Below are 20,697 nucleotides of genomic sequence, written 5' to 3' on the forward strand. Positions count from 1 at the left end.
GCCGGCTGATGTCTGCGTATCAGGACCATCGCGTAGCAGTCGATCGTTGCTCCGGTTGCTGATCGCCCTCGGGCTGACAGCGCTGACAGCACTGGCAAGTCTCGTCGTCCTTGCGTCGCCGGCCAACGCCGCCACCCGTCAATTCCGAGGCATGAACTGGGCCGTGCTGGGTGACAACTTCAGCACCGGCACGCTCGTCGTGCAGGGCCTGAGCCAGTCCGACAGCAACGCGACAGTGCGCGCCAAGGCCAACGCCCTCTACGACGACATGGCCTCCACCATGGGGGTGAACACCGTCCGGCTGCCCATCAACACTCACACGGTGGCCAACACGACCTGGTGGAACGCCTACCGCGGCGCCATCGACGCCGCCACCGCCCGTGGCTTCAAGGTCATCCTCGCCTATTGGGAGGACGGCGCCGCCTCCGGCGGCAGGATCACGAACCTCGCCGCGTGGAACACGATGTGGTCCAGCGTGACCAACACCTACGGCTCGAACGGCAACGTCTACTTCGAGCCGATGAACGAACCGCACGGCTACAGCTCGACAGAGTGGCGCGACGTCGCGGCGAACTGGCTCAGCTACCACACCTCGGCGGTGCCGGGCCGGGTGCTCGTCGGCGGCACCGGCTACAGCCAGGACCTGCGCGACGTCTGCAACGACAGCCGCTTCAACGCGACGTTGCTGTCCTTCCACCACTACGCCTTCTTCTACAGCGCGATGACCTACGACGAGTTCCGGACGCACATCCAGACGCGTCTGGGCAACTGCGCCGCCCGCGCGGTCGCGACCGAGTTCGGCGGGGCCATGCACACCGGTCTCAACTACGGCGACGCGAACAGCACCGACAACTTCGTACGCCACATCCGTGCCATGGCCCAGGTGATGCGGGACAACCAGATGGGCGGCACCTACTGGCCCGCCCTCGGCGGCAAGCCGACCGGAAGCCTCGGCTACGACGGGTACTCGATGTTCTCCCTGAGCGGCAGCGGCACCGATCTGAACCTGACCATCCGCAACGCCTCCGGCGCCGACCGGATCCGGTACGGCTGGGGCGACACCGTCGGCGACTCCACGCCGGTGCCGACGACGTTCTACCGGGTCAACGTGCGGCACAGCGGCAAGGCCATGGACGTCCAGGCACCGAACACCGCCAACGGCGCCCGCGTCGGCCAGTACACGTATGGCGGCAATGCGTGGCAGCAGTGGCAGTTCCAGGACGCCGGCAGCGGATACTGGCGCATCATCAGCCGGCACAGCGGAAAGTGCCTCGACGTGGTGAGCGCTTCGACCGCCGACGGCGCCGAAATCGTCCAGTACACCTGTGGCAGCGGCACCAACCAGCAGTTCCAGATGGTCGCCAACGGCAGCTACTTCCAGCTCCGGGCGCGGCACAGCAGCAAGTGCGTGGACGTACCTTCCTCATCGACCGCGGACGGTGTGATTCTCAAGCAGTATCCGTGCAACAGCGGCACCAACCAGCAGTGGTCGCGCACGGCCGTCTGACGATCGTCGCGCCGTGCCCGCGGATCCGCGGGCACGGCCCGCACGGCCCCGGTGCCAGTTCAGTCGGTGAAGCAGTACGAGTCGCTGGAGGCGTCTCCGCCCTGCAGGCGCACCTGGTGCACGCGCAGCCCGCGGAAGTCGTCTGCGTGCCGGAGGAACCGGTGGTCCGCGGTCAGTCCGCCTCGCTCGACGTCGGCGTCGAACTTCGTCAGCCAGGCGCCGACTCCGTCGGGGTAGAAGATTTCGTCCCAGGCGGCGTACAGCGAGTTGGTGACGTAGACCCGCTTGCCGTCGCGACTTATCTCGATCATCTGAGGTGCCCCGGACAGCGGCAGGTCAGGTGCCGCCGGATGGGGCTGCCGTCGCACGATCCCGCCAAGCCGCACGGATGCGGTCTCCCAGGGATGGAGTGGGTCGCTCACGTCGTACTGCTTGAGTTCTCCCGTGCCCCAACACGAGACATAGAGCCAGCGGTCGTCCACGGACAGGTCGATGTCGGTGACCAGCGGTGGCACCGCCCCGAACGGCTGGAGAGCCGGGGGCAGCCGCGCCGGGTCGGCGGGTTCGGCCGGGATCGTGATGACCTTGTGTGCGGTGAAGCCGTCATCGCCCTTACGCCACAGCCACACCGACGCGGACAGGTCCTCGACGCTGATGACGACGCCCGCGAATCCGTAGGCCTGCGACGGGTCGTGCGCCGGGCGCAGCTCGAGCACCATCTGATGCTCGTCACCGAGGTCGATGCGTTGCAAGAGGCGACGCTGGGACATACTCCAGAAGTTCAGGTGGTGACCGAATCTGCGGCCGAGCAGGTCCTCCGGATGGAGGCCGTTCTCGATCATCGACGGAGTGCCCCACTCCGAAGTGACGACCGTGTCATGGTTCAGGTGCCACCACACGTCGTAGGCGAAGAACTGATCGCCGCGGTCCTGCTCCCATGCCCCGACCACGTCGAACGTCTCATGGTCGAGCAGCGCCACACCGCCTGGGCCGTCGTTGCCGTCGGCGCCGCCCAGCGCGGACATGAAGATGCCACCCGGCCCGCAGTGCAGGGTATGCGGCCGGGAGTACCCGGCCTTGTCGGCGAGTTCGCCGGCTTCGATGGTCCGGACCACCGTCGGCGCCCGCGGGTCGGGTTTGGTGTCGAGGATGTAGGTACGCGACGAGCGGAGCCCCGGCACGATGAGGTATCTGCGTTCGAGGTGGCCGGCGTGCCCGCCGTGACAGAGCGCGCTGGAGCAGGCGTTCCAGCCGAAGTGGTGTAGCTCGTTCCCGGCGGTCGGCAGCTCGGCCCAGCCGACGACCTCGCCGTACGTTGCCGAGCCCGGTTCGCAGTCCAGTACGGCGATCGCGTCCTTCTGCCGGCCCGCAGGGTCGAACGCCACGACATAGGCGAGTCGTTCCATCGGCGCGGATACGGCTTCGAGAGGACTTCGGTAAAAAGTCGGATCTGTCACCACCTAATTCTCCTGCAACAACCCTGGAAGGGGTCTATATAGCAAAATTCGCGATTCCGACATGACAGAATTTGTATGCAGGAAGGGAGGGCATATGTATGCAACCGTACGTCGTTACGAGGGAGTGACCGACCCCCGTGAGGCGGGGCGGCGTGTGAACGAGGGGTTCGTTCCGATCATCAACGCAGTTCCGGGCATCGTCGCCTATTACTGGGTCGACGCCGGGAACGGCGTGATGGTCTCGACGAGCGTTTTCGAGAGCCGAGACGGCGCGGAGGAGTCGAACAAGAAGGCTGCGGACTGGGTGATCGAGAATCTGGCGTCGCTGCTGCCGAACCCGCCCCAGATCACAGCCGGGGAGGTCGTCGCTTACCGGGCGAAGTGAGGGACCGTCGTTTGCGCAAGAACAATTCCGACGCGCTTGCCCCAGCGGCATCAGCTGATCCGGAAGGGTGCCGTGATGCTTCCGTATGATCCGTACGAATTCCTGCCACAGCGCGGGACGTTCACGCTGACCTCGCAGTCGGTGACCGACGGCCAGCCACTGGACCACGACCAGCTCAGCGGGATCATGGGAGCCGGCGGTGCGGACATCTCCCCGCAGTTGAGCTGGTCGGGGTTCCCTGAGCAGACCCGCAGTTTCGCGGTCACGGTGTTCGACCCCGACGCGCCGACGGCATCGGGATTCTGGCATTGGGCCGTTGCCGATCTGCCGGTGACTGTGACCGAGCTTCCGGCGGGCGCCGGAGACGGCGGCGACCTGCCCGGCGGGGCGGTGACCCTGCGCAACGACGCTGGGCTTCGGCGCTACGTCGGCGCGGCCCCACCGCCAGGACACGGCCCGCACCGCTATTTCATCGCCGTGCACGCCGTGGACGTGGACAGACTCGATCTGCCCGATGGTGCCACGCCCGCCTACCTGGGCTTCATGCTGTTCACCCACGGCATCGCCCGCGCCGTCATCCACGGCGTCCATGAGAGATAGCGGCGCTGAGGCGTCAAGCGGGATCGGTCGTGGCGGCGTACGTGCGGGCGAGTTGCGCGACGGTGGCGGCGATGCGCCCGCGCAACGCCGCCGGTGCCAGTACCTCGACCTGCGTCCCCAAGCGCAGGAACTGCATCTCGGCGTGGCTGTCGGTCTCGATCGGCACGCGCGCCACGATCCAGCCGTCGGGCTGCCGCTCGCCCGCTGCGACGGCGTCGACGACGGCCTGGCCCATCAGGTGCGGCAGCAGCTCCAGCGCCGCGGGGGAGAAGCGCGCCAGCGCCTCACCTTGCACCAGCCGGGCGCGGAAGTCGGCGATGTGTTCGTGCCAGTGCGCGACCAGGTCGAACCCGTCCGGCCAGGTGAACTCCTCCGGCAGCACGGTCAGCTCGCGGATCTGGCTGACCCGGAACGTGCGCAGGCCAGGCGCGGCACGGGCCACCAGATACCACTTGCCCGCCTTGAGGACCAGCCCGTACGGCTCCAGCAGGTGCTCGGCGGAGCCGGTCCAGTTCTCGTAGCTGACGGCGAGGGCGCGCTGGCGCCATACCGCGTCGGCGAGGGCGGCGAGGTGTTCGGAGCTGTCGCGGTCGGCGTACCAGCCGGGGGTGTCGAGGTGGAAGCGCTGCCGCATGCGGGCGGTGCGCTCGCGCAGCGCGTCCGGGAGCGCGGCGGCGAGCTTGAGCTGCGCGGCGGCCACCGCCTCGGCCAGGCCGAGGTCCGCGGCGACCCCGGGCAGCTCGGCGAGCACGAGACCGCGGGCCTCGGCGGCGGTGAGCCCGGTCAGCTGGGTGCGGTAGCCGTCGATCAGGCCGTAGCCGGTGGCGTCGCCGTAGACGGGGATGCCCGCGGTGCCCAGGGCCTGCATGTCCCGGTAGATGGTGCGGGCCGAGACCTCCAGCTCTGCGGCGAGCTGGTGGGCGGTCTGCCGGCCGCGGCTCTGCAGCAGCAGGACGATGGAGAGCAGTCGGTCGGCGCGCATGTGCCGAAGTCTGCCGCCGAGCACTGACAGAACGTGTCAGGGGTGCGGCCATAGCGTGCCATCCATGACGAACACTGATTTCGACTTCCTCGCCGGCACGTGGGACAGCGTCCAGCGCCGCCTGGTCAAGGTCCTGGCCGGCCAGGACGAGTGGTACGAGTTCGACGCGACGCTGGACTGCCAGGTGCTGTTCGACGGCACCGGCGTCCTCGACGTGCTGCGCGCCCCGGAGCGCGGCTACGAGGGCGTCGCGCTGCGGCTGTTCAGCCCCGACGAGCAGGTGTGGCGCATCTGGTGGGCCTCCAAGAACACCGGCGGCGTGCTCGACAACCCCGTCGTCGGCCGCTTCGAGGGCACCGTCGGCACGTTCGAGTGCGACGACGTGTGGGAGGGCACCCCGATCCGGGTCCGCTACCGCTGGACGCAGACCGATACCAAGCACCCTCGCTGGGAGCAGGCCTTCTCCACCGACGACGGGGCCACCTGGGAGGTCAACTGGACGGCCGACTTCACCCGCCGCGCCTGACCCGCGCCGCCCGGTCCGCCCGGCGATGATCGCCGTCCGGGGTCGGAGGCCCTGGTTTGACCAGATCTCCGTCCCTGGACGGCGGCTACTCTGGGCGCGTGCCTGCCGTCCTGTGGACCCGCCGCGCGCTCGCGTTCGACCTGCTGGTCGGGTTCGGCGTGCTCGGCCTGACCCTGCTGGAGATCCGCAACCCGCTGTCCCCGCCCAGCCTCATGTGGCTCGGCGTCGTGATGGCGGCCGCGATCGTGCTGCGGCGGCGGCTGCCGCTGACCGCGCTGGCGGTGATCTCGACCGCGGCCCTGGCGCAGGTGCTGTTCTACGCGCCGGAGAACCAGCCGCTGCCGTTCGACCTGGCGGTCCTGGCAGGCATGTACGCAGTGGTCAAGTACGGCCGCCGGATGTGGCACGCGTATCTGGCGGCGGCCGTGATCGCGCTCGGCGTCGTGGTCGTGGTGGTCCGCCAGGGCGACGCGACGCGGTGGTGGGCGCTCGCGTTGTGGTACGTCGGGGTGTGCGGCGGGGTGTGGCTGATGGCGTACACGATGCGCCAGCGGCGGATCTACGTCGCGGGGCTGGAGGAGCGGGCGGCGACGCTGGAACGCGAACGCGGGCACCTGGCCCGGATCGCGGTCGCCGACGAGCGCGCCGCGATCGCCCGGGAGCTGCACGACGTGGTCGCGCACAGCCTCGCCGTCATGATCGTGCAGGCTGACGGGGGCCGCTACGCCTTCGACGCCGATCCGGGCAAGGCCCGCGAAGCGCTGGCGACGGTCGCGGCGACCGGCCGCGACGCGCTGGAGGACATGCGCCTGCTCGTCGGCGTGCTGCGCGGGGCAGGGCCGGAGGCCGAGCCGGCGTCACGCCGGCGGGTCACCCTGGCCGAGATCGACGCCCTGGTCGACGGGGCCCGGTCGGCCGGTCTGGCGGTGACCGTCGACGCGCGGCTGCCGCAGGCCGTGACGCCCGCCGTGGAGCTTGCGGTCTACCGGATCACCCAGGAGGCGCTGACCAACGTGCTGCGTCACGCGGGCCCTGGCGCGGCGGTGACGCTGTCCCTGATCGAGCAGGGTGGCGCGGTGGCGGTGTCGGTGGATGACGACGGCGGCGCCCGCCCGCGCGTGCCGGCCGCGCGCGAGGCCGGGCACGGCCTGACCGGGATGCGCGAGCGGGTCGCCGTGCACGGCGGGGCGCTGACGGCCGGGCCGCGGCCCGGGGGCGGCTGGAGCCTGCGGGCGGAGGTCCCGCTGTGAGGGTCCTCATCGTCGACGACCAGCCCCTGGTCCGCGCCGGGCTGGAGATGATCCTGTCGTCGCAGCCGGACATGGCGGTGGCCGGGCAGGCCGGCGACGGCGCCGAAGCGGTCCGGCTGGTCGGCGACCTCGCCGGGACGGCCGCCGCTGTCGACGTGGTGGTCATGGACATCCGGATGCCGATCATGGACGGGGTGGAGGCCACCCGGCTGCTGAGCGCCGCCGGGCCGACGCCGCGGGTGATCGTGCTGACGACGTTCGACGGCGACGCGGACGCATTCGCGGCGCTGCAGGCCGGTGCGAGCGGGTTCCTGCTCAAGAACGCCCCGCCCGAGGAACTGCTCGCCGCCGTGCGTGCGGTCGCCGGGGGCGACGCGGTGGTCGCGCCGCGGGTGACGCGGCGGCTGCTGGAGCACTTCGCCGGCCGGTTCGTGCCGCCGCCCGCGCCGGACTCCCGGGTCGCCGCGCTGACCGACCGCGAGCGCGAGGTCGTGCTCGCGGTGGCCGCGGGGCTGTCCAACGCGGAGATCGCCGCGGAGCTGGTCGTGGCGGAGGCGACGGTGAAGACGCATGTGGGACGGATCCTGACGAAGCTGGGCCTGCGGGACCGGGTCCAGGTCGTCGTGTTCGCGTACGAGTCGGGGCGGGGGGGCCCGCCGGCCGGCGCCCCCGGGGGCCGCCCGAGCTAGGGCCACACCCCCCCGATCGAGGCCTTCGCCGCGCGCCGGGCGGGCAGGACCGCCGCCGCCGCGGCCGCTGCGGCGGCGAGCGCGACGAGCCCGGCCAGCCACCCCCACGGCACGACGACGATCGGCCCGACGGCGCCGAACTGGGCCCTGACGATGAGCGGGCCGTAGACCAGTCCGAAGCCGATGCCGATCACGGCGCCCACGACGCCCATCAGCAGCGCCTCGATGAGCAGAGTGGCGCGCAGCTGGGCACGGGTCAGGCCGATGGCGCGCATGGTCGCCGACTCGCGGGTCCGCTCGACGACCGACAGCGACAGCGTGTTGGCGATGCCGAACAGGGCGATGAGCACCGCGGTGCCCAGCAGCCCGCCGAACAGGGCGAGCAGCGCGTTGATCTGCGTGGCCAGGTCGCTGGTCAGATCGGCGATGCTGCTGATCTCCAGCAGCGGGTAGGACGTGGCGACCTGGTCCAGGGCGTCGCGCGAGCTGGTGGCGCTGACCTGCGGGGCGGCCTTGGCCAGCACGACGGTGTCGTCGCCGGGACCGGCCAGGTCGGTGAACCGGTCCCAGGACACCAGCGCGTCGATCTGCTCGATGCCGGGGATCGCCAGCGGCGCGGTGCCGGCGACCGTCAGGGTCTGCGTACGCGGGCCGACGGTGACGGTGACGGAGTCGCCGACCCGCAGGTGCTGCGTGACGCGGTTAGCGCTGGACACGACGACGGTGCCCGCGTCGAGGGCGTGCGTGCCGCTGGCCGTCGCGGGCGTGATCAGCGTGCCGTACGCCGACGGGTCCACGGCGGCGATGACCGCGCGGGCGCCGTCCAGCTGCCCGCTGCCCTCACGCGCCTGCGCGACCCCGCTGAACTCGGGCCGGGCCCGCAGTTGCTGGGCGAATGCGGCCGGGATGGCGGCCTGGTGGTCGTTGTCGTAGCGGACCCCGGCCATGGCGTAGTCGACCGGATAGTGGCCCACCAGCTGGTCCTCGGCGGTGGCCTGGAGGCTGCCCAGCAGGACGCTGCACAGCGCGATCAGACCGATGCCGATCATCAGGGTGGCGGTGGTGGTCGCGGTGCGTCCGGGGTTGCGCCGCGCGTTGGCCACGGCGACCTTCGCGGGCGTGCCGAGCACCGCCGCGACGGGCCGGCCGACGGCGGCGGTGACGGCGCCGATGTACAGCGGCGCGGCGATCAGCGCGCCGAGGAACGCCAGCACACCCCCGGCGACGATGGTGAACGTCGCCGCCTGCGAGTCGCTCGTGCCCGACCCGACGACCGTGACGGCGATCCCGGCGCCCACGGCCAGCAGCGCCGCGACCGCGCGGACGATACGCCGGACGCGGCCGGTGACCACGGCGGTGGGCAGCTCCCGCAGCGCCGCCAGCGGCGACGTGCGGGTGGCCCGCAGCGCCGGCAGCAGCGCGGCCACCACGGTCACGCCCAGCCCGATGCCGAGCCCGGCGAGCACCGGCCCGGTGCCGACCACGACCGCGTGCGCGGGCAGATTGGCGTGCACGGCATCGTTGAGCAGCCCGAACAGCGCGTAGGCGACGCCGATGCCGAACAGGATCCCGCCCGCCGCGCCGACCGTGCCGATCAGGGCGGCCTCGGCCAGCGTCGCGGTGAACACCTGCCGGCGGGTCGCGCCCAGGCATCGCAGCAGCGCGGTCTCCCGGATGCGCTGTGCCAGCAGGATCGCGAACGTGTTGTAGATGACGAACGCCGCCACGACCAGCGAGATCACGCCGAAGACGAGCAGGGCGGAGGTGAACTCCGTCGCGACGGACGTTGCCTCGTCGGCCAGGTCGGTGCGGCGCTGGTCGCCGGTGGACACCCGCGGCCCGCTGCCCAGCGCGGCCTGGACCTGCCCGGCCAGCACGTCCTGGGCGACGCCGCCAGCCGCGGTCACCGTGATCTCGTCGTAGCCGCGCACCCCGGTCAGCGCGGCCAGCTCCGCCGCGGGCAGCCCGACCACGGTCGAGCCGGAGTAGGTCTTGGACACCCCGAAGTCGATGAGCCCGACCAGCGTGTACGAGTGCCGGGCCCCGGCGGCGTCGACCACCACGACGGTGTCGCCGGTGTGGTAGCGCTGGTGGGACGCGGTCTCGGTGTCCAGCACCGCTTCGCCCGGACCGGCGGGCACCCGGCCGTCGATGTCGAACGGCCGGGTACGCGGGTCACCGTCGGTGGACAGCCCGACGCCGACCCGGGAGAAGTTCGTGATCGGCCGCCCGGCGGGGTCCAGCAGCGCCAGCGGCCCGCTGGAGCGCCCGTCGGCACCGGCCACGCCCGGCACCGCCCGTACGGCGGCGAGCTGGGCATCGGTGAGCAGTTCCGGCTGCCCGCCGGAGCCGGTCGGGGCCAGCACGGCGACGTCGACGTTCTGGGCCAGCCGGGCGAAGGTGTCGTAGAAACCGGCCCTGGCGGTGTCCCCGAAGATCAGCGTGCCGGCGACGAAGCCGACGCCGAGCACGACCGCGATCAAGGTGGCGACCAAACGCCGGGTGTGGGCGCGCAGGCCCGCCAGGACTGTCCGCAGCACGGCTCACGCCCCGAGATTCTTGAGCGCGTCGAGCACGCTGTCGGCGGTCGGGTCGGCCAGGTCGCCGGCGAGCCGACCGTCGGCGAGCAGCACGACCCGGTCGGCGAACGCGGCGGCGTTGGGGTCGTGGGTGACCATGACGACGGTCTGGCCCAGCTCGCGCACGCTGTGCCGCAGGAACCCGAGCACCTGCTGCCCGGCGCGGGAGTCGAGGTTGCCGGTGGGTTCGTCGGCGAAGATGACATCAGGCCGGGGCAGCATCGCCCGCGCGCACGCCACGCGCTGCTGCTGGCCGCCGGAAAGCTGGCTGGGCGTGTGCCCGAGCCGGTCGGCCAGGCCGAGCACCTCGACCACCGTCGCCTCCCAGGCCGGGTCGGCGCGCCGGCCGGCCAGGTCGAGCGGCAGCAGCATGTTCTGCCGGGCGGTGAGCGTCGGCAGCAGGTTGAACTGCTGGAACACGAACCCGATCCGGGTACGCCGCAGCCGGGTCAGGGACGTGTCGTCCAGGCCCGTCAGGTCGGTGGCCGCACCGGCGGCGTCGAACAGGCACACCGTGCCGGCGGTGACCGTGTCCAGACCGGCCGCGCAGTGCATCAGCGTCGACTTGCCGGAGCCCGACGGGCCCATGATCGCGGTGAAGCGGCCGGCGTCGAAGGTGACGCTGACGTCGTCGAGGGCGGTGACGGCGGTGTCGCCGCCCCCGTAGACCTTGGTCAGGCCGGTGACCGCCACCGCCGGGCGGGTGATCGTCGCGGATGTCATGGCTGTCGACCGTAGGCGGGTGCGCGGTGGTCCACATCCACAGCGAGGACGTACCGCTCGTACGACCTGAGGCGTACGGGTGGGGTCAGGGGTGCAGGGCGGCGGTGACCCGGCGGAGGTAGGCGAGACCGGCAGTAGCCAGCTCGTCCTGGGTGGGGGCCAGCGGACGCCAGATGGCGGCGGCGACCGCGATGGCCTCGTTCTCGCCGGTGAACGACTCGATGCAGATCGGGCCGCGGTATCCGGTGGCGGCCAGCGCGCCGAGCCAGCGCGGCCAGTCGAGGTGGTCGCGGCCGGGCGCGCCGCGGTCGCTGCCGGAGACCTGCACGTGCACGATGCGCGGCCCGGCCAGGGCGACCGCGGCGTACGGATCGGACTCCTCGATGTTCATGTGGTAGCTGTCGAGCATGATGCCGACGTTGCCGGGCAGGCCGTCGATCGCCTCCAGGGTCTGCGCCATGGTGTTGACGACCGAGGTCTCGTACCGGTTCAGCGCCTCGATCCCGACGGCGACACCCCGCTCACCGGCGTACTCGGCGACCGGATCCAGCGCCGACCGCAGCTGCCGGTAGCAGTCCGCCCGCTCGTCGGGCGACATGCGCCAGAGCCGCCCGACGGCCGCGTAGACGGGACCGCACACGCTGGGCGCGCCGAGCACGGCGGCCGCGTCGATCAGCCCGCGCAGGTAGTCCTGCGAACTGCTTACCGTCGCGGCGTCGGTGCAGACCAGGTCGCGGCCGGGCGGGGTGACCGCGAGCACCGCCGCGGCCGCCAGGCCGTGCTCGGCGAGCAGGTCGCGGACCAGGCTGGGGGACCAGTCGCCCGGGTTCTCCACGGGGATCTCGATCGCGTCGAAGCCCCAGGCCGCGATGCGGGGGACGAGCTCGCGCAGGGCGCGGTCGTCGACGGGGGAGGTCCAGATCCACGGGTTGGCGCCGACGGCGAACACAAGACACCTCTTTCGCAGGAGTTGGCGGCCGCCCCGGGAGGAGGGCGGCCGCCGTGGTGACGCAGGTGGTTACTTGCCGCCCCAGTCCTTGGGGTAGCCGGGCAGGGTGGTGCAGCCGCACATGGCGTAGTGCAGCGGCGGCATGTCCGCCTGCACGTACTGGCCCAGGTTGTCCTGGGTGATGGTGGGCTGGGGCAGTTTCCAGGGGCTGGCCACGGCCTCGCCGCCCAGGATCTTCAGCGCGGCGATGACCGGGGTGCGCCACTGGTAGGTGGGGTAGGTCGGGGCGATCGCGGTGAGCTTCTTGTCCTGCCACATTTTGAGGAAGTCCTGCTGGTCCTCGCCGACGATGGCCGGGAACGGCTTGCCCGCGTCCTCGAACGCCTCCGCGGCCGCCACGGCGGTGGCCCCGGCGTCCATCCAGATGCCGTCGATGTCGCCGAAGCGCTGGAGGTAGTTGCTGACGATGGTCTTGGTCTTGGCCGCGTCGCCGTCGGTGAACTCGACGCCAACGACGTCAAGTTCGGACTTGTCGAAGACCACCTTCGCCGCGCCCCAACGGGCTTCGAGCACGTCGACGCCGGGCAGGATGCGCAGCGCGAGGATCTTGCCCTTCGGCTTGACCTTCTCGACGAGGAACTCCGCGCCGGTCGCGCCGAAAGCGTACCCGCCGATGGGGTTGATGAAGGTGACCGGGCACTTGGTGTTGACACCACGGTCGAACACGATGACCGGCACCTTCGCGCAGGCCTGCTCGACGGCCGGGGTCAGCGTCGCGGTGGTGTTGGGGGAGACGATGAGCGCGTCGCAGCCCTTGCCGAGCAGGTCGGTGATGTCGGAGATCTGCTTGTCGTCCTTGCTCTCCGCGTCGGCCACGGTGAACGTCTTGATCTCCGGGTGCAGCTTCACCTCGGCCTGCATGTTCTTGAACCCGACCTGCCGCCACGGGTTGCCGACACCGGCGTTGGAGAAGCACAGGTGGTACGGGCCGGCCTTCTTGTACTTGGCGGTGTCCACGGTCTTCGGGTCCAGCGCCTGCTCCCACGGCTTGTCCGCGGGTCCGGTGGCGGACTTGGTGCGCAGCGCCAGCTCGTTGTCGTGGTCGGCCTGGACGAAGAACTTCGACGTCTCTCCGGTGCCGGCTCCGCTGGGCCCGGCGCTGGGCGACGCGCCGGGCACCTCGCTGGTGCAGCCGACCACGCCCACCGCGACGGCGGTGCACACGGCCAGCAGGAAGGGTGTGCTTTTCCTCATGCGTGTTCCTCTCGGTTCGGTTCAGGGCGGTTCAGGTACGGCGGCGCAGTGTGCCGACGGCGACGGCGGCGAGGATGATCAGGCCCTGCACGGCGGAGCTGAGCGCGCCGGAGACGCCGAGCAGGTTGAGCAGCGTGAGCAGGGTCTGCAGGGTGAGCGCGCCGAGCATGGCCCCGGCGACCGAGCCGCGCCCGCCGCCGAGCACCACCCCGCCGAGCACGACCGCGGTGATCGCGGTGAACTCCAGTCCCTGCCCCACCTGGAAGGACACCCCGCCGAAGCCGCCGAGCAGGATCGCCGCGACGGCTGCGGCCAGGCCGCTGGCTCCGAACGCGATGGTGCGCACCCGGGCGGTGCGGGCGCCGGTGACCCGGGCCGCGCGCGGGTTGTCGCCGACGGCCAGCAGCACCTTGCCGAAGTCCGACCGCATCGCCAGCACGGCGAGGACCGCGACCCCGGCCAGGACCAGCACCGCGTACGGCAGCTGGCCGAGGACCGGCACACCGTCGATGCCCCGGCGGCCGAACTGCCGGAACTCCTCCGACAGCGCCCCGCGCGGCGAGCCGCCGGTCCAGGTGTAGACCGCCCCGACCAGCACCAGGTACATACCCAGGGTGGTGATGAACGACGGCACCTGCAGCAGCGTGGTGACCAGGCCGTTGACGAGGCCGATGAGCAGCCCGAAGCCGAGCAGCAGTGCGATCACGGGCCAGGTCGCGGCCGGGTCGCCGTCGATGAGCCGGGCGGCGATCACCACCTCGGCGGTGACCAGCGAGCCGACGGACAGGTCGAAGTCGCCCGCGACGATGACGAAGTACTGCCCGGCGGCCAGGATGATCAGTGGGGCAGCGCGTTTGAGGAATGCCAGCAGCACGGGCGGGTTGTAGAAGTCGGGCTGGCGGATGCCGACCGCGATCAGCAGCAGCACCAGGATGATCAGCACGGGCCGGATGCTGCCCGCGCCCCAGCCGCTGCGCCCGCCGCCACCCAGCCCGGATGTCACGGCCGGGGCGGATCCGGCGGGTGCCGCCAGTTCAGTGCTCATGCCTTCTCCTCGCTGCGCTCGTCGGCGGCATCACCGGGCCTGCTGACTCGTTCGCTGCGCTCGCTCATGCCACGGCCGCCTTCCGCCGGTCGGAGGTGCGGCGCAGGCGCAGCGCGTACACCGCGACCGCGGCGACGATGACCACGCCGCGCACCATCTGTTTGAAGAAGGAGTCGACTTCGAGCTGGTTGAACACGCCGTCGATGACGGCCAGCAGCAGCACTCCGCCGACGGTGCCGGTGACTCCGCCCCGGCCTCCGGCGAGCACGGTGCCGCCGAGCACTACGGCGGCGATGGACTCCAGGTCGTAGCCGCCCTCCGCGCCGACCCGCGGTGCGCCCGCGCCCAGCCGGCTGGCCAGGTAGAGCCCGGCGATCCCGGCACACAGCGAGCAGATGACGTGGGTGCGGATCAGCACCCGGTCGGTGCGCACCCCGGACAGCCGGGCGACGTCGAGGTCGCCGCCGGTCGCGATGAGGTGGTGGCCGTAGCGGGTGCTGCGCAGGGTGAACCAGACCGCGGCGGCCACGGCGGCGAACAGCAGGAACGACAGCGGCACGGGGCCGACCCGGTCGTAGCCCAGGTGCTGGAACGAGGTGGGCACGCTGCCCGCGGGTCCGGCGTAGCCCTGTTCCAGGTAGCCCTTGACGAGCAGGCCGACGCCGAGCGTCGCGATGAACGCGTTGATCCGCAGCTTGGTGATCAGCAGACCGTTGAGCAGCCCGATCGCGGCGGACACGGCCAGCACGGCGAGGATCGCCGGGAGCACCATGCCGTCGGAGCCCGCCATCGTCTCGGCGGCGACCAGCGACGTCAGGCTGATCACGTACGCCACGGACAGGTCGAGCGAGCCGGCGAGGATGGCGATGGTCTGTCCGACCGCGACGATGCCGAGTCCGGCGGCGCGCTGCAGCAGGCTGATCATGCTTGACTCGGTGAACAGCGAGCCGCCGTCGATGGCGACCAGCGAGCCGCCGACGATCAGCGCGAGGGCCAGGGCGGGCCATACGCCGTTGGTGGCGTCGAGCTGCGGCAGCCGCAGCCGGGTGCGCAGGGTGTCCGTGCTCATGCCCGCTCCTCGCTGCGCCCGTCGGCGGCATCACCGTGCCTGTTGACTCGCTCGCTCATTCGGGCGCCTCCGTGCTCGTGGCGGCCCCGGTGGCCAGGCTCATCACGGCCTCCTCGCTCGACCCGGCGGGCAGCTCGCCCGCGATGGCGCCGTCGCGCATGACGACGATGCGGTCGCTCATCCCGATCAGCTCGGGCAGCTCCGATGAGATCATCAGCACGGCCGCGCCGTCGGCGGCGAGCTTGCGGATCAGGTCGTGGATCGCGGCCTTCGCGCCGACGTCGATGCCGCGGGTGGGCTCGTCGAACAGCAGCACCCGTGGTTTCATCGCCAGCCAGCGGGCCAGGATCACCTTCTGCTGGTTGCCGCCGGACAGGTAGCGGATCTCCTGGTCGGTGCCCGCGGCGTGCACCTCCACCGCGTCCAGCAGTTCGCGCACGGTGGTGGTGCGGGCGTTGCGGGCGAACCAGCGGGGGTTCACGGCACGCTGGGCCAGCAGGGCGTTGTCGAGCACCGACTGGCTGAGCACGAGGCCTTCGCCCTTGCGGTCCTCGGTGACGTACGCGATGCCTGCCCGCACGGCCTGGCGCGGTGAGCGCACCCGCACCGGGACGCCGTCGAGCAGCAGCTGCCCGGTGCGGAAGCCGTCGATGCCGAACACGGCGCGGGCCAGCGCGGATCGGCCGGAGCCCTGCAGCCCGCCGACGCCGAGCACCTCGCCGGACCGCAGCTCCAGGTCGACGGGGCGCAGGCGGCCGTTGCCGGCGGCGGACAGCTGCAACCGGGACGCCCCGGCGCTGCCGGGGACGGCGCGCTCGGGGAAGTAGTGCGACAGCTCGCGGCCGACCATGTGCCGGACCAGGGTGTCCGCGGTCGCCTCGGCGGTGTCGAGGGTGGTGACGCGGCGGCCGTCTTTGAGCACGGTGATCCGGCCGGACAGGTCGAAGACCTCGGTGAGCCGGTGCGAGACGTAGAGGATGCCGATGCCGCGCTGCTGCAGCCGCCGGACGAGGGCGTAGAGCAGCTCGACCTCATGCTCGGCCAGGGATGCGGTGGGCTCGTCCATGATGAGCACCCGGGCGTCCAGGGCGAGCGCCTTGACGATCTCGACTACCTGCTGCTGGGCGACGCTGAGCCGGCCGACCCTGGTCTGCGGCGCGATCGCGGCCTCGCCGATGCCCGCCAGCAGTTCGGCGGTGCGGGCCTGCATGGCCCGGCGGTCCACCAGCCCGCGGCGCATCGGTTCGCGGCCGAGGAAGACGTTCTCGGCGACGGTGCGCTCCGGGAGCAGGTTGAACTCCTGGTGGATGATGCCGATCCCGGCGGTCTGCGCCGCCCGCGGATCCGGCAGCGTCACCGGCCGTCCCGACAGCTCCAGGGAGCCGGAATCGGGCTGGTACACGCCGCTGGCGATCTTCATCAGGGTGGACTTGCCGGCGCCGTTCTCGCCGACCAGCGCGTGCACCTGTCCGGGGTGCAGGTCGAGGTCGACGTCGTCGAGCACGCGTACCCCGAAGAACGACTTGCCGACCCCGCGCATCCGCAGCAGTGGCTGGTCACTGTCTGGCTGCACCGCACCTCCTCGATCGTTTCGGGTTGAGGCCGGAGGCTCCCCGTACTTTCGTTGGTGTAGCAAGAACTTTTGCTGTCCTGATCGGAAGTCTTGGCGTCGGACGTTAAACGTTGACGCTCGATCTAGCAAGCCTGTTACGTGCCGGAAATGGTCACGGTTCGGCATTGATGCATCTAGCAGGCGCTATGTAGAACGTTTTTGGGCTTTCTCTCGGGCGGACCGTAGTTTCGCTTGGCAGACAACAAACTTTCAGTGATTCTTTTAAAACTGGCATCGAAAGAATATTGACGAGCCCCACTGAATCGATACATGCTCGGCTTCGCGCCCACCCGCAACAGAGCTGACATCTGTCGATGCCGAATCCCTGTCCGGCATCGGGGCGCGCTGCACGGTCATGTGTCGCGGCGGACGCATGACGGACCCGGACCGTCCTTTTAGGGGTATGAAGGAGACGGCATGAGCCGCCGCAGACCTGTCCTTGGCGCGTTCCTCGCGCTGGCCACCGCAGTAGCCGTCAGCGTGCTCCCCACGAGCACCGCCTCGGCCGCACCGGCGTTCCGTGCGCTGGTGTTCAGTGAGACCGCCGGCTACCGGCACGGATCCATCGCCGCCGGCACCACGATGTTCAACCAGCTCGCCGCGGCCAACAACTTCGAGGTCGTGTTCAGCGAGGACTCCACCGTCCTGAACACCGCCAACCTCAACACGTTCGACGTGCTGGTCATGTTCCAGACCTCCGGCATGATCTTCGACAACGACGCCCAGCGCACCGCCACCCAGAACTTCCTGCGCAGCGGCAAGGGCATCGTGGCCATCCACAACGCCACCGACATGGGCATCGAGTCGGCCTTCCCGTGGTGGGACGCGACGATCAACGGCGGGGCGCACATGCCCGAGCACTCGCCCGGCTCGCTGCAGGGCTTCGCCCGGGTCGCCGACAAGGTCCACCCGTCCACGGCGGGCCTGCCGGACAACTGGCAGCGCACCGAGGAGTGGTACAACTTCGACGTCAACGCGCGCGGCCAGGTCCACGTGCTGGTGACGGCCGACGAGCGCACCTACAACCCGGGCGGCGCGGCGATGGGCCCCGACCACCCGATCTCCTGGTGCCGTGAGGCCGAGGGCGGCAAGGTGTGGGCCACCGCGATGGGCCACGACGACGCGTCCTACAGCGAGACCAACTTCCGCAACCACATCCTGGGCGGCGTGCGGTACGCGGCGGGCAACCTGCCCGGCGACTGCGGCGGCACGGTGTGGAGCAACTTCGAGAAGGTCACCCTCGACTCCAACACGGTCGACCCGATGGCCATGGACGTCGCCCCCGACGGGCGGGTCTTCTACGTCCAGCGCGGCGGCAAGCTCAACGTGTTCAAGCCCGCGCAACAGCAGACGGTGCAGTCGGCCCAGCTGTCGGTCTACACCGGCGGCGAGGACGGCCTGGTCGGCATGGCGCTCGACCCGAACTTCGCCACCAACAGGTGGATCTATCTCTACTACTCGCCGGCGTCCAGCGCGACCGACGTCAACCGGCTGTCCCGGTTCACCGTCAACGGCGACATCCTCGACCTGGCCAGTGAGCAGGTCCTGCTCAGCGTGCCCGCGTACCGCGACCGCACCTTCAGCGAGCCCGGCCACACCGGCGGCTACGTCGCGTTCGGGCCCGGCGGCAACCTCTACCTGTCCACCGGCGACGACTCGCCGCCCAACCTCGACCCGGCCTGGCAGGGGTATTCGCCCATCGACTGGCGGCCCGGCAAGAGCTTCCTGGACGCGGCCCGCAGCGCCGGCAACACCAACGACCTGCGCGGCAAGCTGCTGCGCATCCACCCGGAGAGCAACGGCACCTACACCATCCCCAGCGGCAACCTGTTCGCGCCGGGCGCGGCACAGACCAGGCCCGAGATCTACGCGATGGGCTTCCGCAACCCGTTCCGGTTCGAGGTCGACATGCAGACCGGCTGGGTGAACCTGGCCGACTACGGCCCCGACCGGGGCGGTGCGACCACCAACCGGGGCCCGGAGGGCCTGGTCGAGCTCAACGTGATCAAGCAGGCGGGCAACTTCGGCTGGCCGTTCTGCCACGGCAACAACCAGGCGTACGCGCCGTACAACCCGGACACCGGCGTGGTCGGGGCGAAGTTCAACTGCAACGCCCCGGTCAACGACTCGCCGAACAACACTGGCCTGCGGGTGCTCCCGCCGCTGGTCCAGCCCCAGATCTGGTACGGCTACGGCGTCTCGCCGACCTTCCCGGAGATGGGCGAGGGCGGCTCGGCCCCGATGGGCGGCCCGGTCTACCGCTACAACGCGGCCAGCACCTCGGCGACGAAGTTCCCCGCGTACTACAACGGCGTGCACTTCTTCTACGAGTGGTCGCGCAACTTCATCAAGGAGATCCACTTCGACGGCTCGGGCAACCTGGTGAAGATCAACCCGTTCCTGCCGGGTGGCGGCTTCATCAAGCCGATGGCCATGCGCTTCGGCCCGGACGGCTCGCTGTACGTGCTCGAATGGGGATCGGAGTTCGGCGGCGGCAACAACGACTCCGGGCTCTACCGCATCGACTACGTGCACGGCGGTCGCGCCCCGGTCGCCAGGGCCACCGGCACCCCGACCAACGGGCTCACCCCGCTGAACGTGGCGTTCTCCAGTGCCGGCTCCTACGACCCGGACGCCGGGGACACCATCTCGTACGCGTGGGACTTCGACAGCAACGGCAGCACCGACTCCACCACCGCCAACCCGTCGCGCACGTACACCACCAACGGCAACTACACCGCGAAGCTGACCGTCACCGACAACACCGGCCGGTCCTCCTTCGTCAACGTGCCCATCACGGTCGGCAACAACGCCCCGATCGTGAACATCACGTCGCCGCCGAACGGCGGCATGCTCGACTTCGGGCAGAACGTCGCCTACAACGTCAGCGTCACCGACGCGCAGGACGGCACGATCAACTGCACGCAGGTGTTCACCAACCCGGCGCTCGGCCACGACGACCACGCCCACCCGACCACCGACCTGCCCGGCTGCTCCGGCACCATCGCCACCGGCAACCTCGGCGGCCACCCGGACGGGGCCAACCTGTTCTACCTGCTCAACTCCCGTTACCAGGACAACGGCAACGGTTCGGTGGCGCGGCTGACCGGATACGCCAACGTGGTGCTCCAGCCCAAGCACAAGCAGGCGGAGTACTTCACCAGCCAGTCCGGCATCCGGGTGATCGCCCAGGCGGGGGCCGAGAGCGGCAACCGCATCGGCGACGTCAGCAACAACGACTGGATCATGTTCGATCCGATGAGCGTGCAGGGCATCACCAGCGTCAGCTACCGGGTCTCCTCGCCGAGCGGCGGCGGCAGCATCGAGCTGCGCGCCGACTCGCCGACCGGCACCCTGCTGGCGACCAACCCGATCGCGGCGACCGGCGGCTGGGACACCTACGTCCAGCAGGCGGCCGTGAGCGTGGCGGCGCTGTCGGGCACGCACAAGCTGTACATGGTGTTCAAGTCGAGCGCGAACAACGGCTTCGACGTCGACTCGTTCACCTTCGCCGGAGCCGGGGTGGGCACCAACCCGACCGGCGGTATCGCCGGCAAGACGTACACCCTGACGGCCCAGCACAGCAGCAAGCTGGCCGATGTCAGCGGCGTGTCCACGGCGGACAATGCGACCGTGGTGCAGTGGCCCGCCACCGGTGCCAACAACCAGCGCTGGCAGGCCGTCGATGCGGGCGGCGGCTACGTCTACCTCAAGGCGGTGCACAGCGGCAAGTGCCTGGCCGCGTCGGGCGGCTCGACCGCCGACGGGGCGGCCATGGTGCAGCTGACGTGCACCACGAACAACAACATGAAGTGGCAGGCGGTGACCACCTCGACCGCCGGGGTGTACCAGCTCAAGGCCGTGCACAGCGGCAAGTGCCTGGACGTCAACGGCAGTTCCACCGCGGACAACGCCGCGATCATCCAGTGGACCTGCCACACCGCCACCAACCAGCAGTGGCGGCTCACCCAGGTATGAGACCCGCCGGCTCGGTCACACCTGGGTGACCGGGCCGGCGCCCGCGGCGGGCGGGCCGGGGGGGGGCAGCCCGCCCCGGCCGGGTGAGGGTG

16 protein-coding genes are annotated in these 20,697 nt (G+C 70.8%); 7 read left to right on the forward strand and 9 right to left on the reverse strand.

Features of this window, described 5'->3' with window-relative positions:
- Positions 1–151 precede the first annotated feature (151 nt).
- Positions 152–1,507: an RICIN domain-containing protein gene (locus tag F9C41_RS24195; RefSeq protein WP_230689958.1), complete on the forward strand. Its 1,356-nt coding sequence runs from the start codon at positions 152–154 to the stop codon at positions 1,505–1,507.
- A gap of 59 nt (positions 1,508–1,566) precedes the next feature.
- Here the strand turns inward: F9C41_RS24195 and F9C41_RS24200 are convergent, their stop codons facing one another.
- Positions 1,567–2,967: a selenium-binding protein SBP56-related protein gene (locus F9C41_RS24200; protein ID WP_155389132.1), complete on the reverse strand. Its 1,401-nt coding sequence runs from the start codon at positions 2,965–2,967 to the stop codon at positions 1,567–1,569.
- A gap of 151 nt (positions 2,968–3,118) precedes the next feature.
- Here F9C41_RS24200 and F9C41_RS24205 point away from each other — a divergent pair, with 151 nt between their 5' ends.
- Both F9C41_RS24205 and F9C41_RS24210 read left to right on the forward strand, forming a co-directional pair.
- Entirely contained in the window at positions 3,119–3,349 is a 231-nt protein-coding gene (locus tag F9C41_RS24205; RefSeq protein WP_230689961.1) for a hypothetical protein, read from the forward strand.
- Between the two features lie 75 nt (positions 3,350–3,424).
- On the forward strand, positions 3,425–3,949 hold the full coding sequence (locus F9C41_RS24210; RefSeq protein WP_155389134.1) for a YbhB/YbcL family Raf kinase inhibitor-like protein: 525 nt from the start codon (positions 3,425–3,427) through the stop codon (positions 3,947–3,949).
- A gap of 13 nt (positions 3,950–3,962) precedes the next feature.
- Here F9C41_RS24210 and F9C41_RS24215 read toward each other — a convergent pair whose 3' ends face one another.
- Complete coding sequence (locus tag F9C41_RS24215) at positions 3,963–4,931, reverse strand: helix-turn-helix transcriptional regulator (RefSeq protein ID WP_155389135.1); 969 nt, start codon at positions 4,929–4,931, stop codon at positions 3,963–3,965.
- Between the two features lie 64 nt (positions 4,932–4,995).
- Here F9C41_RS24215 and F9C41_RS24220 point away from each other — a divergent pair, with 64 nt between their 5' ends.
- The 3 genes from F9C41_RS24220 (at position 4,996) to F9C41_RS24230 (ending at position 7,396) form a co-directional block, all read left to right on the forward strand.
- Entirely contained in the window at positions 4,996–5,457 is a 462-nt protein-coding gene (locus F9C41_RS24220; protein WP_155389136.1) for a hypothetical protein, read from the forward strand.
- Between the two features lie 98 nt (positions 5,458–5,555).
- Positions 5,556–6,707 carry a sensor histidine kinase gene (locus F9C41_RS24225; protein WP_155389137.1) on the forward strand — a complete coding sequence of 384 codons (1,152 nt, stop codon included), beginning with the start codon at positions 5,556–5,558 and terminating at the stop codon, positions 6,705–6,707.
- Entirely contained in the window at positions 6,704–7,396 is a 693-nt protein-coding gene (locus F9C41_RS24230) for a response regulator (RefSeq protein WP_269058967.1), read from the forward strand. Before F9C41_RS24225 ends, F9C41_RS24230 begins: the two co-directional genes overlap by 4 nt.
- Here the strand turns inward: F9C41_RS24230 and F9C41_RS24235 are convergent.
- The 7 genes from F9C41_RS24235 to F9C41_RS24265 form a co-directional block, all read right to left on the reverse strand.
- Positions 7,393–9,936, reverse strand: a complete 2,544-nt coding sequence (locus F9C41_RS24235) for an ABC transporter permease (RefSeq protein ID WP_155389138.1) — start codon at positions 9,934–9,936, stop codon at positions 7,393–7,395. The two genes, F9C41_RS24230 and F9C41_RS24235, sit on opposite strands and share 4 nt — an antisense overlap.
- 3 nt (positions 9,937–9,939) lie before the next feature.
- The gene (locus tag F9C41_RS24240) at positions 9,940–10,698 is read right to left on the reverse strand and encodes an ABC transporter ATP-binding protein (protein ID WP_155389139.1); all 759 of its coding nucleotides are present in this window, start codon (positions 10,696–10,698) and stop codon (positions 9,940–9,942) included.
- Between the two features lie 85 nt (positions 10,699–10,783).
- A complete protein-coding gene (locus tag F9C41_RS24245) occupies positions 10,784–11,647 on the reverse strand; it encodes a sugar phosphate isomerase/epimerase family protein (protein ID WP_155389140.1) in 864 nt (287 codons plus the stop codon).
- 69 nt (positions 11,648–11,716) lie between these two features.
- Positions 11,717–12,901, reverse strand: a complete 1,185-nt coding sequence (locus F9C41_RS24250) for a substrate-binding domain-containing protein (protein ID WP_155389141.1) — start codon at positions 12,899–12,901, stop codon at positions 11,717–11,719.
- A gap of 31 nt (positions 12,902–12,932) precedes the next feature.
- The gene (locus F9C41_RS24255) at positions 12,933–13,946 is read right to left on the reverse strand and encodes an ABC transporter permease (RefSeq protein WP_155389142.1); all 1,014 of its coding nucleotides are present in this window, start codon (positions 13,944–13,946) and stop codon (positions 12,933–12,935) included.
- Positions 13,947–14,010: 64 nt separating this feature from the next.
- Positions 14,011–15,015: an ABC transporter permease gene (locus tag F9C41_RS24260; protein WP_155389143.1), complete on the reverse strand. Its 1,005-nt coding sequence runs from the start codon at positions 15,013–15,015 to the stop codon at positions 14,011–14,013.
- Positions 15,016–15,070: 55 nt separating this feature from the next.
- Positions 15,071–16,588 (reverse strand): sugar ABC transporter ATP-binding protein, encoded by a 1,518-nt coding sequence (locus tag F9C41_RS24265; RefSeq protein ID WP_230689962.1) that lies wholly within the window; start codon positions 16,586–16,588, stop codon positions 15,071–15,073.
- 456 nt (positions 16,589–17,044) lie between these two features.
- Here F9C41_RS24265 and F9C41_RS24270 point away from each other — a divergent pair, with 456 nt between their 5' ends.
- Positions 17,045–20,605, forward strand: coding sequence for a ThuA domain-containing protein (locus F9C41_RS24270; RefSeq protein ID WP_155389144.1), 3,561 nt, complete (start codon positions 17,045–17,047; stop codon positions 20,603–20,605).
- Positions 20,606–20,697: the final 92 nt, after the last annotated feature.

Origin of the sequence: Catellatospora paridis (assembly GCF_009720365.1) — a bacterium.
Classification (GTDB): domain Bacteria; phylum Actinomycetota; class Actinomycetes; order Mycobacteriales; family Micromonosporaceae; genus Catellatospora; species Catellatospora paridis.

Coding starts and splice junctions, on each gene's coding strand:
- F9C41_RS24195 (WP_230689958.1), top strand. CDS start 152: ATGAACTGGGCCGTGCTGGGTGACAACTTCAGCACCGGCACGCTCGTC.
- F9C41_RS24210 (WP_155389134.1), top strand. CDS start 3,425: ATGCTTCCGTATGATCCGTACGAATTCCTGCCACAGCGCGGGACGTTC.
- F9C41_RS24215 (WP_155389135.1), bottom strand. CDS start 4,931: ATGCGCGCCGACCGACTGCTCTCCATCGTCCTGCTGCTGCAGAGCCGC.
- F9C41_RS24220 (WP_155389136.1), top strand. CDS start 4,996: ATGACGAACACTGATTTCGACTTCCTCGCCGGCACGTGGGACAGCGTC.
- F9C41_RS24240 (WP_155389139.1), bottom strand. CDS start 10,698: ATGACATCCGCGACGATCACCCGCCCGGCGGTGGCGGTCACCGGCCTG.
- F9C41_RS24250 (WP_155389141.1), bottom strand. CDS start 12,901: ATGAGGAAAAGCACACCCTTCCTGCTGGCCGTGTGCACCGCCGTCGCG.
- F9C41_RS24255 (WP_155389142.1), bottom strand. CDS start 13,946: ATGAGCACTGAACTGGCGGCACCCGCCGGATCCGCCCCGGCCGTGACA.
- F9C41_RS24260 (WP_155389143.1), bottom strand. CDS start 15,015: ATGAGCACGGACACCCTGCGCACCCGGCTGCGGCTGCCGCAGCTCGAC.
- F9C41_RS24270 (WP_155389144.1), top strand. CDS start 17,045: ATGAGCCGCCGCAGACCTGTCCTTGGCGCGTTCCTCGCGCTGGCCACC.